General features: G+C 44.4%; 13 protein-coding genes. 2 read left to right on the forward strand and 11 right to left on the reverse strand.

What is annotated here, in order from left to right:
• Nucleotides 1–541: 541 nt before the first annotated feature.
• From ASG93_RS19560 to citZ, 5 genes are all read right to left on the reverse strand, one after another.
• A complete protein-coding gene (locus tag ASG93_RS19560) occupies nucleotides 542–976 on the reverse strand; it encodes a hypothetical protein (protein ID WP_056834395.1) in 435 nt (144 codons plus the stop codon).
• Nucleotides 977–1,199: 223 nt separating this feature from the next.
• On the reverse strand, nucleotides 1,200–2,774 hold the full coding sequence (locus ASG93_RS19565) for a hypothetical protein (protein WP_056834397.1): 1,575 nt from the start codon (nucleotides 2,772–2,774) through the stop codon (nucleotides 1,200–1,202).
• Nucleotides 2,775–3,638: 864 nt separating this feature from the next.
• Nucleotides 3,639–4,580, reverse strand: a complete 942-nt coding sequence (gene mdh / locus ASG93_RS19570; protein ID WP_056834399.1) for a malate dehydrogenase — start codon at nucleotides 4,578–4,580, stop codon at nucleotides 3,639–3,641.
• Nucleotides 4,581–4,632: 52 nt separating this feature from the next.
• Entirely contained in the window at nucleotides 4,633–5,931 is a 1,299-nt protein-coding gene (icd, locus tag ASG93_RS19575; RefSeq protein WP_056834400.1) for an NADP-dependent isocitrate dehydrogenase, read from the reverse strand.
• A 349-nt stretch (nucleotides 5,932–6,280) separates the two neighbouring features.
• Nucleotides 6,281–7,393 (reverse strand): citrate synthase, encoded by a 1,113-nt coding sequence (gene citZ / locus ASG93_RS19580; RefSeq protein ID WP_056834403.1) that lies wholly within the window; start codon nucleotides 7,391–7,393, stop codon nucleotides 6,281–6,283.
• Between the two features lie 300 nt (nucleotides 7,394–7,693).
• On the opposite strand from citZ, the gene ASG93_RS19585 reads away from it, so the two are divergent.
• Nucleotides 7,694–9,229 carry a Ppx/GppA family phosphatase gene (locus ASG93_RS19585; RefSeq protein ID WP_056834404.1) on the forward strand — a complete coding sequence of 512 codons (1,536 nt, stop codon included), beginning with the start codon at nucleotides 7,694–7,696 and terminating at the stop codon, nucleotides 9,227–9,229.
• Here ASG93_RS19585 and ASG93_RS19590 read toward each other — a convergent pair.
• Nucleotides 9,195–11,327, reverse strand: coding sequence for an RNA degradosome polyphosphate kinase (locus tag ASG93_RS19590; RefSeq protein WP_056834406.1), 2,133 nt, complete (start codon nucleotides 11,325–11,327; stop codon nucleotides 9,195–9,197). The genes ASG93_RS19585 and ASG93_RS19590 overlap by 35 nt on opposite strands.
• Before the next feature lie 193 nt (nucleotides 11,328–11,520).
• Between ASG93_RS19590 and ytvI the strand changes: the two genes are divergently transcribed.
• Nucleotides 11,521–12,657 (forward strand): sporulation integral membrane protein YtvI, encoded by a 1,137-nt coding sequence (ytvI, locus tag ASG93_RS19595; protein WP_056834409.1) that lies wholly within the window; start codon nucleotides 11,521–11,523, stop codon nucleotides 12,655–12,657.
• Nucleotides 12,658–12,707: 50 nt separating this feature from the next.
• Here the strand turns inward: ytvI and ASG93_RS19600 are convergent, their stop codons facing one another.
• From ASG93_RS19600 to accD, 5 genes are all read right to left on the reverse strand, one after another.
• A complete protein-coding gene (locus tag ASG93_RS19600; protein ID WP_056834410.1) occupies nucleotides 12,708–13,103 on the reverse strand; it encodes an FxsA family protein in 396 nt (131 codons plus the stop codon).
• A 14-nt stretch (nucleotides 13,104–13,117) separates the two neighbouring features.
• A complete protein-coding gene (locus ASG93_RS19605) occupies nucleotides 13,118–13,582 on the reverse strand; it encodes an acyl-CoA thioesterase (RefSeq protein WP_056834412.1) in 465 nt (154 codons plus the stop codon).
• A 543-nt stretch (nucleotides 13,583–14,125) separates the two neighbouring features.
• Complete coding sequence (pyk, locus tag ASG93_RS19610; protein WP_056834414.1) at nucleotides 14,126–15,880, reverse strand: pyruvate kinase; 1,755 nt, start codon at nucleotides 15,878–15,880, stop codon at nucleotides 14,126–14,128.
• The gene (locus ASG93_RS19615) at nucleotides 15,873–16,847 is read right to left on the reverse strand and encodes an acetyl-CoA carboxylase carboxyltransferase subunit alpha (protein WP_056834415.1); all 975 of its coding nucleotides are present in this window, start codon (nucleotides 16,845–16,847) and stop codon (nucleotides 15,873–15,875) included. Before ASG93_RS19615 ends, pyk begins: the two co-directional genes overlap by 8 nt.
• The gene (accD, locus tag ASG93_RS19620; RefSeq protein WP_056834417.1) at nucleotides 16,837–17,703 is read right to left on the reverse strand and encodes an acetyl-CoA carboxylase, carboxyltransferase subunit beta; all 867 of its coding nucleotides are present in this window, start codon (nucleotides 17,701–17,703) and stop codon (nucleotides 16,837–16,839) included. Before accD ends, ASG93_RS19615 begins: the two co-directional genes overlap by 11 nt.
• Between the last annotated feature and the right edge of the window lie 59 nt (nucleotides 17,704–17,762).

Genomic DNA, 17,762 nt, shown 5'->3' on the forward strand with positions numbered 1-17,762 from the left:
TTGAAAGATTGGGTTGTTTTCTTGATACATCCATTCTTCACAAAATTAATCTACGTTACGCAAAGTGGCAGTCGGTTTCGTTCATTATAACTATTTTGACGTTTTACCAGTTTTTACTTCAGAATGCGGGAAATAGAGGATCCTCGTTCCGCCAAAACGTGAAATACGTGTTTTTGAGCAATATAAGGCATCTATGTTCCGCCAGCATAGTGTAGTGTCGGGTAGAAAGATAACTACAATTGATACACCGCAATAAAGCCAGCANACTTCAGAATGCGGGAAATAGAGGATCCTCGTTCCGCCAAAACGTGAAATACGTGTTTTTGAGCAATATAAGGCATCTATGTTCCGCCAGCATAGTGTAGTGTCGGGTAGAAAGATAACTACAATTGATACACCGTAATAAAGCCAGCAGCTACGTTTCCCAAAAAAATCAGAAAGGGTGTGCCTCTAGCTCTACCTCGAAACTTATACTTTCTTTTCTATTAAAAAAAGAGCATGCCATCATCCATGATGAGCATGCTCTTTCGAATTCCAACAATTACGACAGCAGCTGCGGATTCGTCATAATCAGTACTGCCACGATTACAGCGATGGCTGCGATCCAGCTGAATGTTTTAATTTTGGCAGCATCAGAAGCTGTGCTTTTACCTGCTTTGCTATTCGCAATCAGCTTTTTGATTCTACCACCGATCATCCCCGTGATTGCTCCTACAATCAGAAGAAGAACAATGGAAGAGATCATCCAAAGGACGGACGGCTTCGGATCCACTTGACTGATCATTGCGCCACCTGTAAGGAAGGTTACAATGAGTGAAAATTGACCGATGCGATTGATCTTAGCTATCACGCCGACAAAACTCTCTTGAGCAGCTCCAGACAAAGTTGCAGCTCGTCCCACTAAGAATGGGAACATGACATACGCACCAAGCAGTAAAGCACTAATGACATGTAAAAAAATCATAACTGGATACATTTGGACAACCTCCGCAATTTTATGTAATGGTTTTCCTAAGTATAACCGAACTGGAACAGTCCCGACAAGAAAGCGATCCCATGAATACAGCTAATTCACTATATCTACACATAACTGTGACCAATTTTACGCAAAACAACCCAACGAACTCATCCTGATGATGAGCCCGCTGGGTTATTTTCACTGCCTATTGATCAAGCAGATTGCCTGTCAGCTTAACACTTTAAGGGAGCGGCTCAGCTGGAACGTTAGCGATCGTAACGGCCTCTGTAAACTTGGCTGTAGTGTTCTGTCTCAATCGCATATTAGCAGAACCAGAGATGCTTGGATTAATTTGAATACTCACAATCTTCTCTGCATGACCGCTTGCATCAGCTGTTAAAGAGAAGCTCGAACTGTAACCGTAGCTGGTAGGCCATGTGCCATTGCTGTTTTGAACCTTAGCGACCTGAGTACCTGAACTATTATAAATGCCAATCGTATAGCCGGTTGTTGTTGAATTTGCCGTTAAACCATTTAGGATTATCTTCACTTGAAATACAGCCTGATTTGGCAATTGCGCTTGATGGACAAAAACAAACGGATCTGTCGTATTCGTAGCAGCACTATATCCGTAAGATCCTACCTTATATGTTGAAGGATCCCACCACTTATAACCAGCTGCAGGCGCTGCCCAAGGCTCGGCCTGCGGCTCTGTTGTATTAGCCGGCTGCTCCCATGAGTAGAGAGTAGTTGCTGAGTCCAATGTAAGTCCTGGTACTTGCGTTAAACTTGTATAACTTTCTTTGGTTGCCAACCAGTTTACCATGTTCACAAGAAGCTTCGAATCATTTTGTTCTTGAAACCCAGCATAGGTAGTCTTAGCACCGCCGGTCTCTTCTTTCAAATATTTCGGCGTCGCATCTTCAATTGGTGATGAATCGCCAATGAATCCGGCTTTGCCTGTACTAACTTTGGAAACTGCGACAAAAGGACCCTCTGCTACACCTCCGCCATTGTAAACCCCTTGATCCACAGCACTAGCCCATTTGGTCGTTGTCGCTGGTAGGTAAACAATACCCTTTGCTTTGTTCGGGTCTGTAACCGCTAAAGTCGAACCTGCATGCATAGCGACCGTCGATACCCCACTTGTAATGTTAAAAGCCTGCGGTGGGCTCACGATATTATTCGCTGTAATATCACCTAAGGCGTTATAGCGGAACTTCACACCGAAATTGTCCGACAACCAATCTGAGCTTGCAACACCCTGCATCGCTGCGGAAGCTGCTTCTTCAGTGCTCATACCGGCAGCTGGATTCGTCCACGCGCCGCGACGAAATCCATTGAATACTTCTGAGGCGTCCCAACGATTTTTATTACGATCTGCATTGTAATGATCGCCAATGAAGAAGATACTGCCGCCACCTTGCACATATTGCAGCATAGCGCTTTGCTCCGATGTCTTGTATGGAATGTTAGCCTCACCAATAACAAACACATCATACGCTGATAAATCGGAGAGTGTAATTGCCGTACTCTTACGCAATTCTTTTACATAATAGCCTGCATTTCCTAATGCGTTAGCAAAATCAGAGAAACCGCCGTCAATCACCCAATCAGCTGCACCTGCCGTTTGACCGTGCGTATTGTCAAACAGCACCTTTTTGCCATTCGCCGTTGTCGGCGTTATCGATGGCGCGGGGTCATTCGGACCTTCCGCAAAAGCTTGTGGAACACTGCCTAATAATGATACGGATAATGCTGCGGTTAAACAGAGCTTTCTCCAGCTTCTTGTTCCTAGCAAGCTTTTCTTCAACATCAAATCCCACCATCCCATGGATTTTTTAGCCAATTATGCTGGCTTATGCCTATCGTAGCATAGACCATTAACTGGGAATAGTAGATGGAAATCAATTTACAAAATTAACAAAAAATTGTGCATCGCCACAATAAAATGAGATAAAGCCTCAGGTCCTTGGTGTAAGCCATTCCTTTTATTCATGGGGAGAGATAGATGTGGATTCAAAGCGCTTTTGAAGTCGTGTTATTTGAATTGATTAGGAGGAATTAAACGATCACGACAGTTACTTGGCGGGTTTCTTTGCAAGGGACTACTCGCTGTTCTCGGGTGTACAAGAAGACTTTAGCCGTTTTGCAGCTGAATCCCCTTAAGATTTCACTAATATCGAAGAGAACTATTATTCAAGACCCAAAATAACTGCGAAAGTGCAGGCATTTTATTAAAAATCGTTTGAATAGAGGAAAAGCCTGCTAATATGCAGGAATTTTTAGCTTTACCATCCTGAAACTAAAAAAAACCGAAAAAGCCTGCACGATTGCAGGAATTTGCGAATTGGAGCTATTTAAAGAAAAAAAGAATGTATAATTGCAGGTTTACCACAACCGTAATCATTCTTCTCGTTAAAGTTCGCTCCAACCCAAATTAATAAGGGGGAGACTTTGGTCTACGACCAAAGATCCCTAATGCGGAGAGACTTTGGTCTACGACCAAAGATTCCTAATGCGGAGAGACTTTGGTCTACGACCAAAGATCCCTATATTAGGTTTTACCACCAATAAGAAAACGGTTTTGGATTACCGAATACTTAAACATTTCTTATGTGGTAAAAAAAAGAACCAACCACCCATTCACATAGGTAGTTGATCCTTCTTCAAAAGCGTATTAACCTGTTACAACTTTGATTACATTGCGAACAGAGTTTGCTGTTTTGTCCAAAGCTGCTTTCTCATCTTCAGTCAGCTCGATGTCAAGAATTTTCTCGATACCGTTAGCACCAAGTACAGTTAGAACGCCCATGAACAACTTGTCATAACCATATTCGCCTTCAAGAAGAGCGATAGTTGGGATGATACGTTTTTTATCTTTAAGGATTGCCTCTGTCATTTGCACAAGGGAAGCCGCTGGTGCGTAGTATGCACTACCGTTACCAAGCAGGTTAACGATTTCCCCGCCGCCAGTACGTGTACGTTGAACGATTGCTTCAATACGGTCAGCTGGGATCAGCTTCTCGATTGGCACGCCGCCAGCGTATGTGTAACGAACAAGTGGAACCATGTCATCGCCGTGTCCGCCGATAACAACCCCTTTAACATCCTCAACAGATACGTTCAACTCTTGGGAGATAAACGTCAGGTAACGAGCTGTATCAAGCACACCGGATTGACCGATTACGCGGTTTTTTGGGAAACCAAGCGCTTGGTATGCTACGTAGGTCATTGCGTCAACAGGGTTACTTAAGATGATAACGATGGAATCAGGAGCTACTTCTCTCACGTTCTCACAGACGGATTTCACGATGCCTGCATTCGTGTTTACCAAATCGTCGCGGCTCATACCTGGTTTACGAGCGATACCTGCTGTAATGATAACGATATCGGAACCAGCAGCATCCGCATAGTTCGATGTACCTGTGATTTGAGCGTCATAACCTTGAACCGGACCTGCTTCGAGCATGTCGAGCGCTTTCCCTTTTGTAGGGTTTTCCAGTTGTGGAATGTCGAGAAGAACAACGTCACCAAGTTCTTTTTGAGCTAACATAAGAGCCGTAGTAGCCCCTGTAAAACCTGCCCCGACAACGGTAATTTTATTACGACGAATTGCCATTTGAGATGTACCTCCTAATAGTTTTTAGTAGATCAACATTTTCTCAAAAGAATTAAGCCATGTTTTTGATGATTTCGTTCGCGAACTCGGAACATTTGATTTCTTTCGCGCCTTCCATCAAACGAGCAAAGTCATAAGTTACGGTTTTGTTGTTGATGGAAGTTTCCAAGCCTTTGTAGATCAGCTCAGCCGCTTCCAACCAGCCAAGGTGCTCAAGCATCATAACACCAGATAGAATTACGGAACCTGGGTTAACTACGTCAAGACCAGCGTATTTTGGAGCTGTACCATGCGTAGCTTCGAAGATCGCGTGACCAGTCAAGTAGTTAATGTTTGCTCCTGGAGCGATACCGATACCGCCAACTTGTGCAGCAAGTGCATCAGACAGGTAGTCACCGTTCAGGTTCAATGTTGCGATTACGTCGAAATCCGTTGGACGTGTCAATACTTGTTGCAATGCGATGTCAGCAATTGCATCTTTTACGATGATTTTGCCAGCTGCTTCAGCGTCTTTTTGAGCTTTGTTAGCTGCTTCAGCGCCTTCTGCTTCTTTGATACGATCGTATTGTGCCCATGTGAATGTTTTGTCCGCATATTCACGCTCAGCAAGCTCATAACCCCAGTTTTTGAACGCGCCTTCTGTGAACTTCATGATGTTACCTTTGTGTACCAAAGTCAGTGTTTTACGGCCATGTTTGATCGCGTACTCGATTGCAGCGCGTACCAAACGCTCAGTACCTTCGGAGGATACTGGCTTAACGCCGATTCCTGAAGTTTCTGGGAAGCGAATTTTGTTAACGCCCATTTCGTCTTGAAGGAATTTAATAACTTTCTTAACTGCGTCGGAACCAGCTTCCCACTCAATGCCAGCATAGATATCTTCTGTATTTTCGCGGAAAATAACCATGTCAACCAGCTCAGGACGTTTAACCGGTGAAGGAACGCCATTGAAGTAACGAACTGGACGGGAACAAACGTAAAGATCTAATTCTTGACGAAGTGCAACGTTCAGGGAACGAATACCGCCACCGATTGGCGTTGTAAGAGGTCCTTTGATGGACACGATGTATTCGCGCATAGCTGTTAATGTATCGTTAGGCAGCCAGTTGTTGTATTTGTTAAAAGCTTTCTCGCCGGCAAAAACTTCGTACCAAGCGATTTTTTTCTCGCCTTTGTATGCTTTCTCAACTGCAGCATCCAGAACGCGTACGGAAGCAGCCCAGATATCAGGACCTGTACCGTCACCTTCGATGTAAGGAATGATTGGATTGTTAGGTACTTGCAGAACACCATTCTCGATGGTGATTTTTTGACCTTCTTTTGGTAGTTCGTAAGATTCGAATTGTGGCATGATTAGTTCCTCCTAAAATTTATGTAGATTAGTTTATCGAAAAAGTTACTGTTGCGCATTACGTTGCGTGCTTTTGGCAGTGCCTTCCGACCGCTGTTATCATCTTGTCCAATTGAATTTATTTTATGGTATGGACAGGATTCTAAAGGCGGACACTTACGTTTCTCCAGGCACTGCCAAGCACTCCACTTAGCTATATAACTGCTGCGAGAAACTTCCTAAGAAATTTAACTCGTCACCGTAGTAGTGTAGGTAGACACACAAAAAGTGACGGGAGTCGCGGCACTCCCTAGGATTGACCTAGAGTTGGTACCGAACTGCCCGCACCTTGAGCTTACTTGAAACCAAATTAGCGAGCGCTAATTGGAATGTATTTTTGGTTAACCGGACCCGTATACTCAGCGCGAGGGCGGATCAAACGGTTGTTTTCGTACTGCTCCAAGATGTGGGCAGCCCAACCGGATGTACGGCTGATCGCGAAGATCGGCGTGAACAGGTCACGTGGGATTTCCAACGTTGTGTAAACGGAAGCTGAGTAGAAATCAACGTTTGGTTTCAAGCCTTTGAGGCTGGTAACCAATTCGTCTGCTTTAATGGACATTTCGTACCATTTCAGGTTGCCAGTTAATTTACCAAGCTCGTAAGACATTTTTTGCAAGTGCTTCGCACGCGGATCTCCGTTTTTGTAAACACGGTGTCCAAAGCCCATGATTTTGTCTTTGCGCTCTAATTTATCGTTGATGTAAGGAACTACGTTCTCTACCGTACCGATCTCTTCCAGCATCGCCATAACAGCTTCGTTCGCACCGCCGTGAAGAGGTCCTTTGAGCGTGCCGATCGCTGAAGTAATACCGGAGTAGATGTCTGTCAAAGTTGCAACAGTAACGCGTGCAGCGAATGTGGAAGCATTTAGCTCATGGTCAGCGTGTAAAACTAGTGCTTTATCCAAAGCTTCAATCGCGATTTTATCCGGTTCGTTACCTGTTAGTTGGTACAAGAAGTTAGCTGCAACGGAAGCATATCCTGGGGAAGCTAAAGGTTCTTTACCTTCACGGATACGAGCGAAAGCTGCGATGATGCCTGGAATTTGTGCTTGCAGCTTGATCGCTTTACGCACATTGGATTCAGGACTCAAATCGTTCGCTTCTTCATCATACAGAGCAAGAGCCGATACTGCCGTACGAAGCGCAGCCATGGAATTAACATCTTTCGGGAATGCTTTAATCTGGTTGATAACCGCGTCAGGCACCTTGCTGTAAGCGTTCAGGTCGCTTTGCAGTTTCTCAAGCTCAGTTTGCGTCGGTAACTTACCGAACCAAAGCAAATAAATAACTTCTTCAAATGTCGCATTTTCTGCGAGGTCATCAATATCAATCCCGCGATACGTTAGCACACCATCTACAATGGAGCTGATCGACGAGGTCGTGGCTACAATTCCTTCTAAACCTTTGGTTGCAGACATGGGAATCTCTCCTTAGCTACTCTATTAGCAAAAAATTGCTTTTTTCCTAACTTAATAATAAAGTATTTTGTTTAATAAGTGAACAAAAGCAGACATAAAACTTCATTATCACTATCATAAAGAATCTTTTTGGCGGAAATCGTACTGTTTTTTGAGCCATTTCTTCAAAACACACGATACAAGTTTTTGTTAATTCCTCCGAATTATGCACCCTTGGAGGAAAAGTTTGTCGAGTCGTGCCCAGATTGATACAATGTAGGCAAAGTAAAAGTGATTTTTCTCTGAAAAAGGAGCAAATACATGAGCAGCAGATCAAGTATCGGCATCATAGATATCGGATCCAATTCGATACGACTTGTTATTTACGAAATTAATGCCCACGGGGCATACCGTGTTGTCAGTGAGCATAAGGATTCAGCTAGACTCAGCGAACGCATTGGTTCCGATGGCATTTTACATAGCAAAGACATTATTTCTATTGTCCCAATTCTATCCCATTACGCTCTGCTATGCAAAGTTCATGAGGTTCAGACGATAAGAGCCGTAGCAACGGCAGCCATTCGGAATGCGGCCAATTCAGCTGAAATTGTACGAATTCTCCAGGAACAGAGCGGACTTCATATTGAAGTTCTGAGCGGTACCGAAGAGGCTCGTTATGGCTACTTAGGCGTTATCAATTCCATTGATATTCGGGACGGCTTGATCATAGATATTGGCGGAGGGAGCACAGAAGTCACATTGCTTCGAAACCGGAAGTTGCTGCACAGCGTTTCCTTTCCTTTCGGTGCGGTAAACACCACACGCCAATTTATGAAAAATGGGAATCTGACCGAGCAGGAAATGGGTGATATTCGCCGGATGGTTGAAGATGCGATCTTGGCTCATCCTTGGATTGCCAGTTCTCCTAATCTGCCTATGATTGGTCTAGGCGGAACGATTCGAACTCTTGGGAAAATAAGCCAAAAACGTAACAAGCACTCGCTTCAGCTTGCCCACAATTATACGCTGAAACCTGGGGAGCTTCGTGATTTCCTCCTATTGTTATCCTCCATGCCATTGGAAAAACGAAAAAAAATGGATGGTCTCTCCAAAGAGCGTGCAGATATTATAGTTCCAGGACTGATCATTATGGACACCATATTCGAAGCTGCGGGTTCATCAGCTTGCATGATCAGTGGATCAGGACTTCGTGATGGCCTTTTCTATGAAACATTCGATCCTAAGCACCCCATCAAGGAAGATGTTCTTGAATCAAGTATCCATAATTTGCTTTTGCTGCATCCGAACGCTGCTGTGAAGCATGTCTCTCACGTAGATAAATTCGCTATGCAGCTTTATCATACGATTACTGTACCGCCTGAAACGGAAGATCGCAGCCAAAAATACTTGCATACTGCTGCCCTCTTGCATCGAATTGGAGCGAGCATTCATTATTATCAATACCTCAAACATACGCAATACATGATGACAGGGGCACATATCGACGGTCTCAGTCATCGAGAAATTGTGATTTGCTCTTTCATTGCTACTTACAAAACAAAAAGCCGGACCCAACAACAAGTCCTAGCTTACAAGGACCTTTTGTTGGAGTCCGACGCGGCATTAATCGTAAAGCTGGGCACACTGCTTAAATTAGCAATGGCTTTGGATCATAGTGAGACACAGCCTGTTCAAGAACTGCAAACAACGACAACCGATTCGACCTTAACTCTCAAGCTGTTATGTATCCACAACCCCATTATGGAGCTAAAGGAACTCGCAGCTATCAGCAAGGATTTCGAAAAAATCTGGGGGCTGAAACTTAAGACTCAAGCCGGAGTTTTTTCCAAGAAGTAATTTTCATCGCCTCGAACTGGCTCCTATAAGGGGTCAGTTCATTTTTTATGCGACTGTACATCCCGTTGGGCATCAGTTCTCTTGCTTTGACGTTATCATGCAGGGTGACATTCAGAATTTGAATCATCATTTTCTTCATTTCAGGGTCAAGGACCGGGCACATCAGCTCAATACGACGTGTCAAATTACGTGTCATCCAGTCGGCCGAAGATAAATATACATCAACAAGTCCGCCATTTTCGAAATAATAAATGCGGGAATGCTCTAAGAAACGATCTACGATACTCCGAACCGTAATATTCTCGCTAATCCCAGGCACCCCAGGACGCAAGCAGCATACGCCGCGAATGATCAATTCAATCTTCACACCTGCTTGCGACGCCGTATACAAGGCATCTACCATCTCTTGATTGGATAATGAGTTCATTTTCGCAATAATTTTGGCAGGTCTACCCGCTCTCGCGTGCGCTGCTTCACGTTCAATAAGCTCGAATAGCTTATCCTTCAAATCCGTTGGAGCCACAGCGAAAGACTGCCAATCATGAGGCGCGGAGTAGCCAGTAATTTCATTGAAAAGCGCGGAGGCATCCTCTCCAATTACACTGTTTGAAGTAAATAGCCCTACGTCAGTGTAAAGACGGGCTGTGCTATCGTTATAGTTCCCCGTTCCCACATGCACATATCGGCGGAGCGTATGCTCTTCTTGTCTAACGACGAGTGTGATCTTGGCATGCGTTTTGAGCCCAACAAGCCCATAAACCACATGACAGCCTGACTTTTCAAGCATTCTTGCCCAGGCAATATTTCGCTCTTCGTCAAATCTGGCTTTCAACTCAACGACGACTGTGACCTGTTTCCCGGACTCCGCGGCTCTGGCTAACGCTTGAATAATCGGCGAGTTTCCGCTCGCTCTATACAGAGTCATTTTAATTGCGAGCACTTTCGGATCATAGGCAGCATGGATGATGAAGTCAGTTACGGCGTCGAACGTTTCATAGGGATGATGTACTAAGACATCCTTTTGCTTAAGAACCTCGAAGAAGTCGTTCGTATCCTCAAATTCTATCGGGTATTTGGCAGCTACACGCGGATAGCGAAGATTTTCATAGCCACTCAGCGTACCGGCCAGCTTCATGAAATAGGTGATGTCCAGCGGACCGTCAATTTCAAAAATTTGTTCTTCAATCTCGAACTCATCCTGAAGCTGTGCAAGCGCATAGGGATGAATACCCTCTTGTACTTCAAGTCGAACAGGAGAGCCCCAACGTCTGCGTCTAAGCTCCTTCTCGATCTCCTCAAGCAGATCTTCCGCCCCTTCTTCATTGAGCGTTAAATCGGCGTTTCGAGTCACCCTGAAGCCATGCACGGAAATTGGAATGTATCCACTAAAAAGCGTATCTATATGATGCTCGATCAATTCTTCGAGAAGAATAAATTCTGTTTTTTTACTATTGGGCCGTGTTGGCACGGAAATATAACGAGATAAATTGCTCGGTACTTGAACGATGGCAAAATAAGGCTCATCATCCGGATCATCCCCTTCCCGCACAAGCAAGACGGCTAAATAGACGGATTGATTATGTACAAGCGGAAATGGACGGCTTTGATCCACGGCCATCGGCGTTAATACGGGAAAAATAATATCATGATAATAAGCATCCATGGCTTTTTTCTGAGTCGTATTCAAATCTTCATATTCCGTAAACACAATGCCTTCTTTGGTTAGCAGTCTCGTTACTTCACGATACGTTTTGTACTGTTCTGTTACCATTTTGGCCGTACGCTTCATAATTCGTTTAATAAGTCCGGCAGGGGTGTAGCCTGTGAAGTCTTTCTTGGTATACCCAGCCTTGATTTGATCCTTTAGTCCTGCGACACGAACGCTCATGAACTCATCGAGATTACTGGATACGATGGACAGAAATTTCACACGCTCAAGCAGCGGAGTGCTCGCATCTTGAGCTTCCTCCAGAACACGCCAATTGAATTCGATCCAGCTTAAATCCCGGTTCAAGTACTTGGTCGAAATCTCTTTGACTTCCTTGACTTCCTTGAGCTCTTTAAATTCCTTCAAATCAGGTTCGCGCGCAATACTCATAAAGCCTCCACTTATATTTTCTTATGTTTTCACATATGTGCCAATTATATCTTTATTGTACTATGCGTACTTTATACCGACAATGCTGAATGCCCTGTTTTAATATATTAAGATTTTGTAAAGGTGATGTTATTTCCGTATTTATCCAAGATCATGTTACAATGAAAATACTTGAAACAAGGAGAGAAAAACCATGGGTATCCTGAATCCACGTTTAGTTCACCAGATTTTCAGGGGCATTTGGGTAGCACTAATTATCGGTGTAATCGGACTCGTTTTCTACTACGTAATCCCTCTGATTTACCCATTTATTTTCGGCTGGATTCTTGCACTTATGCTTAATCCACTTGTCAACTTCTTCCAATTCAAATTGAAATTGCCGCGTTGGCTTGCCGTGACCTTATCCATGTTGTTATTTCTAGGTGCCATGGTTACGGCCATAACCTTACTAGTCGCGAATATAGTCGTAGAATTGGGTTCACTTGCGGATACCTTGCAGATTCAGATTAACCTGTGGGTGGAGCAATTCAATGTATTTATTAACTCTACCTCTTTCCAGGATTGGATCGAACGAATTAATCAGTTTTTTGAAAATAACCCGAAATACCAAGAAACCGTCAACAAAAATTTATCATCGACAGCAGGCTCCATAGCAGATGTGAGTAAGTTCATTATCGGCTATGTATTTGATACTTTAAAAAGATTTCTAACTTCTTTGCCGAATATTGCAACCATTACCATTATTGTTATGCTGGCCACCTTTTTCATTAGTAAAGATTGGTATCAGCTTATCAAACGGTATAAAGGGATCTTCTCCGACATGATTGTGAGAACCACCCAATTGATTCGCAACGATTTGCAAAAAGCACTGTTCGGCTACATGCGCGCCCAACTGATTCTTGTTTCACTAACCGCTCTTGTGGTCATTATCGGTTTGCTGGTATTGCGTGTTGACTATGCCATAACCATCGGTTTATTAACGGGCTTAGCAGACTTGATGCCTTATTTGGGGACAGGTGCGGTCATGGTGCCTTGGATTTTGTATGTTTTCTTTGCGCAAGGGGACTTTTTTCACGGAGTCGGTCTCAGTGTCCTGTATGGCGTCATCGTGATTGCTAGACAGATCATGGAACCTAAAGTGCTCGCCTCCTCAGTCGGATTAGACCCTCTGGCTACGTTAATCGCCATGTTCGTTGGATTGAAACTATTCGGACTCCTCGGGCTCATTGTTGGTCCTGTGACTCTCATTCTGATTGCCGCGTTCTATCGCGCAAAAATCTTTCATGATATAGCGACTTACATACAAAAAGGCTCGGTTCCTCCCAAATAAGCGGGGTGACCGAGCCTTTGTTGCGTAATGCCAACGACTACCGCTAAGCATTATCTACGTTTTATGATATTGATTCCGCCTCTGCCGATTTGCTTTTGAATCAGTGCAAGCAGCATCACTTTGAAGATCGGTCTCGTGTAAGGCAAAACAAGTAGAAATCCGAAAATATCCGTGATGAATCCAGGCAAAATTAATAAAATGCCTCCAATGAAAATACAGATTCCATCTAACAAATGCTGTGTAGGCAATTGGCCTTGAGACCACTCAAACTTGGCATACTCCAGCACTTTGCGTCCTTCCCGCTTGGCGAAATAGGCACCTAAGAAGCCGCTTATTATTATAAGCGCGAATGTTGACCAGCCGCCTATATAATGCCCCAGTGCAATGAGAATCGTAATCTCTATAGCAGGTACTAGAATAAGAATGGCAAGAATGATACGAAACATAAGCTCAGCCCCTTTTAAGAATACTTAGCTAACAGCTGCCATAATTCTGGCGCTTCCTTCTCTATACGTATTGGCTTCCAAGAAGGATTCACCCAAACGTGATGAGTTTCTCCCGTAACAAGTAATTTCCCAGAAGGTTTCGCTGCAGAATCTGCGGTTAGAGTCATCATTTCCTCCGAAACTTTACGGACTTCATAGGCAAAATGGAGCCGAACGCTGCTCATGTCAATCACTCGCGTGTTCACGCATACCAAGTCATCGTAACGAGCAGGCTTCTTGAACTTAATCTCCGCTTCAACAAGCGGCAGCAGTAGCCCCTTCTCCTCAATCCGCCGATAGGGATAACCTAGCTCCCTGATTAGTTCGGTCCGCCCAATCTCGAACCACGTCAAATAGTTGGCATGGTACACAACCCCCATTTGATCCGTTTCTTCATATCTCACACGAAACTGATGCTGATGCCAGCGCTCCTGAGTCATGATGATGTATTCCTCCAGTAACAATTCTTAGAACAATTATAACACAGCTAGTACTAGGGATGGGTAATGCTGCGGAGTGATCTGGAGTGATGCGGAGTGATCAACGTGTACTCAGATTGGAAGGAATACCTGAGTCCTACGGGGTCTATGCACCCGATTAGAGCGGATGCTAGGTCCCGCATTCCCTCTTTATGATCTCTTCGAGATGATTTGTTCGGTACGCATGCAACATTCTGACGCTTAAGGGAACTCAGAAGCCTTATTTCGCTGAATTCAGCCTTTTGGAGTGATCAAGCGGAACTACGTGACGCTATTTCAGTAAAATTGAGTCTTTTCCCCTTCATTTCGAAAAAATAAGGTTCTCTCGTTCCGTTAACTAACTAAAAACGTGTTTTTACAGTAAATAAGGTCTTCTCGTTCCGTTTGAGGCGAGTTTTAGTTCGAATGTTACCTTCGGGGCGGTTATGAATGCATAAGTTGCCGTAGTTAGTAAAATAAAAAAGAGTGAAGCCGAGACTAATCTCGCTTCACTCTTAGCTATATTTACAGAACGCTCGCTTGACCAGAGTAGATAACGCCAACTTCTGGATAGATCGAAACTTCTGTACCGTCTTTGATTAATTCCACAGCGTTCTCAACGCCTACAATGACCGGAATTCCAAGGCTTAAAGCGACTACTGCCGCATGTGAAGTTATTCCGCCAACTTCGGTAATTAACGCTGAAGCTCTTTGTACGGCTGGCATATATTCTTTGTCCGTTGATACCGTTACAAGTACTGCACCGTCTACCATTTTCGCATTCGCTTCTTCTGGTGTACGAGCCGTTACTACGGTACCACTTGCCGTCTGCATGCCGATACCTGTTCCTTTGGCTATCATCTCGCCTACTTGATGAACCTTGATCAAGTTCGTAGTTCCGGAGCGTCCAACAGGAACACCTGCTGTAATAACAACGATATCCCCAAGTGACACGATACCCGTTTTAATGCTGCTATCCACAGCAAGGTTGAACAGCTCGTCCGTCGTTTTCGCTTGCACACCCATCACTGGAATAACACCCCATACAAGGGACAAACGGCGGATGACTTGCTCGCTAGGCGTAACGGCGATGATTGGTGATTTCGGACGGTATTTGGATACCATTCTTGCTGTATATCCACTTTCCGTTGCCGTAAGAATCGCTTTAGCACCTAACTCCAACGCAGAGTTAGCTACAGCTTGAGAAATCGCTTCTGTAACTGTAACTTGTTGAGCTTGAGCTTGACGAAGGAAAATCTCTTTATATTCCAATGCTTCTTCTGCACGCTCAGCGATACGAGCCATCGTTTGCACGGACTCAACTGGATATTTACCAGCAGCTGTCTCACCAGACAACATCACTGCATCCGTTCCGTCGAATACCGCATTGGCTACGTCACTTGCTTCTGCACGCGTTGGACGCGGGTTACGCTGCATGGAGTCGAGCATCATCGTTGCCGTAATAACCGGTTTACCTACGATGTTACATTTTTTGATCATCTGTTTTTGGACAACTGGAACATCTTCAGCTGGAATTTCAACGCCAAGATCCCCACGAGCAACCATCAGACCATCGGATACTTCAAGGATTTCGTCTAAGTTGTCTACGCCCTCTTGGTTTTCGATTTTACTAATGATTTGAATGTGTGAAGCATTGTGTCTTTCCAACAATTCACGAATTTCCATAACGTCACTTGCTTTACGAACGAAAGAAGCCGCGATGAAATCTACGCCTTGCTCAATACCGAAGACGATATCATTCGCATCCTTCTCCGTGATCCCTGGCAGACTGATTTTCACACCTGGCACGTTAACGCCTTTTTTACTTTTAATCGTTCCGCCATTGACAATGCGGCATTCGATTTCTGTTCCGCGAATATCAACAACCGAAAGACCAATTAAACCATCATCGATTAGAATGGTAGATCCAACAGCAACGTCACGCGGCAGATTCGAATAGGTAACTGAGATACGATCTGCATCGCCCAAGATTTCTTCTGTTGTCAAAATGATGTGCTTGTCCTGAACAAGCTCAATCGGTTCTTCTTTCAATTTTCCTGTACGAATTTCCGGTCCTTTGGTATCAAGCAAAATTGCTGCTACTTTGCCTGTCGATAGGGATGCAGCGCGAAGGTTGCGGATACGTGCTCCGTGCTCCTCAAAATCTCCATGGGAGAAATTAAGACGGGCAACATTCATTCCCGCTTCTAGAAGCTTTTTCAAATTCTCTTGTGATTCGCTTGCAGGTCCAATGGTACAGACAATTTTCGTTTTACGCATGGTTTCCCTCCTGAGTGAATGTGAACCGGCCGATCTCTCTAAATTTGCGGTAGCGGTCCTCGCGTAGCTCCTGTTCGTTCATACTTAGCAAATGCTGAAGCTGTTCCCAGATAGCTGTTTTGATCAATTCTGCTTGTGCGGCTAAATCCCGGTGTGCGCCACCTTTGGGCTCTGGAATAATACCGTCGATCACCTTAAGATCCAGGATATGATCCGCCGTAATTTTCATTGCTTCTGCCGCGTGTAAAGCTTTGGAAGCATCTTTATATAAGATGGAAGCCGCGCCTTCGGGACTAATAACCGAATAGATAGCATTCTCCAACATTAATACCTTGTTACCTACACCTAACGCTAGTGCGCCGCCACTGCCGCCTTCGCCAATAACAATACAGATGATCGGCACACGAAAAGAGGCCATTTCCAGTAAATTTCTGGCAATCGCTTCTCCTTGGCCGCGCTCTTCTGCAGCATTCCCAGGGAATGCCCCCTTGGTATCAATAAACGTCACAATAGGACGTTTGAACTTGTTCGCTTGACGCATCAATCGCAGCGCTTTACGGAATCCTTCCGGATGCGGACAACCGAAGTTACGAGCAATATTGTCCTTCGTATCTTTCCCTTTTTGATGACCGACAACCGTAACCGGAATGCCGTTCAACTTGGCTAATCCACCTACAATTGCAAGGTCATCCCCATAAAGGCGATCCCCATGAAACTCTATGAAATCCGTGAAAATGGTTCCAATATAATCAATCGTTGTCGGCCTTTGCGGATGGCGAGCCAACTGCATTTTCTCAGCAGAAGACATATTCGCATAAAGCTCATTTTCGAGTTCAACATATCTTTCTTCCAAACGGCGGATTTCCTCTGAAAAGTCAATTTTCTTCTCCGCGCCAAATGCACGCAGTTCCGCAATCTTTTTCTTTAGTTCCGCCAGCGGCTGTTCAAACGGCATTTCACTCGCCATAAGTCGCCTCCCCCTCCACTCCGTGCATGTCCAGCAGCTTGATTAACGTAGGACGTATATCCTTACGGCTCACGACCTTGTCGAGCTGACCATGCTCGAGATTGAATTCAGATGTCTGGAAATTGTCAGGCAGCTTCTGTTTAATCGTTTGTTCAATAACTCGACGGCCCGTGAATCCAAATGGTGCAGCCGGCTCAGCAATAATAATATCGCCTAACATTGCAAAACTCGCAGATACACCGCCGAAAGTCGGATCTGTAATAATAGAAATAAACAATCCGCCTTCTTCGCTCAGCTTGGACAGAGCAGCGCTTGTCTTCGCCATTTGCATCAAGCTGAGAATGCTTTCTTGCATACGAGCTCCACCTGATGTGGAATAAATGATAATTGGAACTTTCTTATGAATTGCAGCTTCGATCGCTCTGGTTATTTTCTCCCCAACAACGGAGCCTAGTGATCCACCCATAAAGTCAAAACTCATAGCCGCAACAATAACCGGATAGCCGCCAATCGTACCTTCCCCGGTCATAATTGCATCTTGTAATTTCGTTGTGCTCTTCGCTTTATCCAATTTCTCTACATAATCAGGGAACTCCAAAGGATCCTCAGAGATCATATCTGCGTCGTATTCCACAATCTGACCTTCATCGAGCGTTATTTGGAGACGTTCGGACGCGCTTAAACGATAATGATAGCCACAGGCTGTACAGACTTTTAGATTTTTCTCAAGCTCTTTGCTTGTTTGGATCGTACCGCATTTCGGGCATTTATTCATTAAACCTTCGGGAATATCCCGTTTTGTTTTCTCGGAAGGAATCGTTGCATACTTACGCTTTTGAAATAAATCCTTTAGCACATTTCCACCTCTACTTGGCTATTATCTTGAACTTCTGACAAGCCACGTTACTTACACTT

Origin of the sequence: Paenibacillus sp. Soil787, from assembly GCF_001429545.1 — a bacterium.
Taxonomy (GTDB): Bacteria; Bacillota; Bacilli; order Paenibacillales; family NBRC-103111; genus Paenibacillus_E.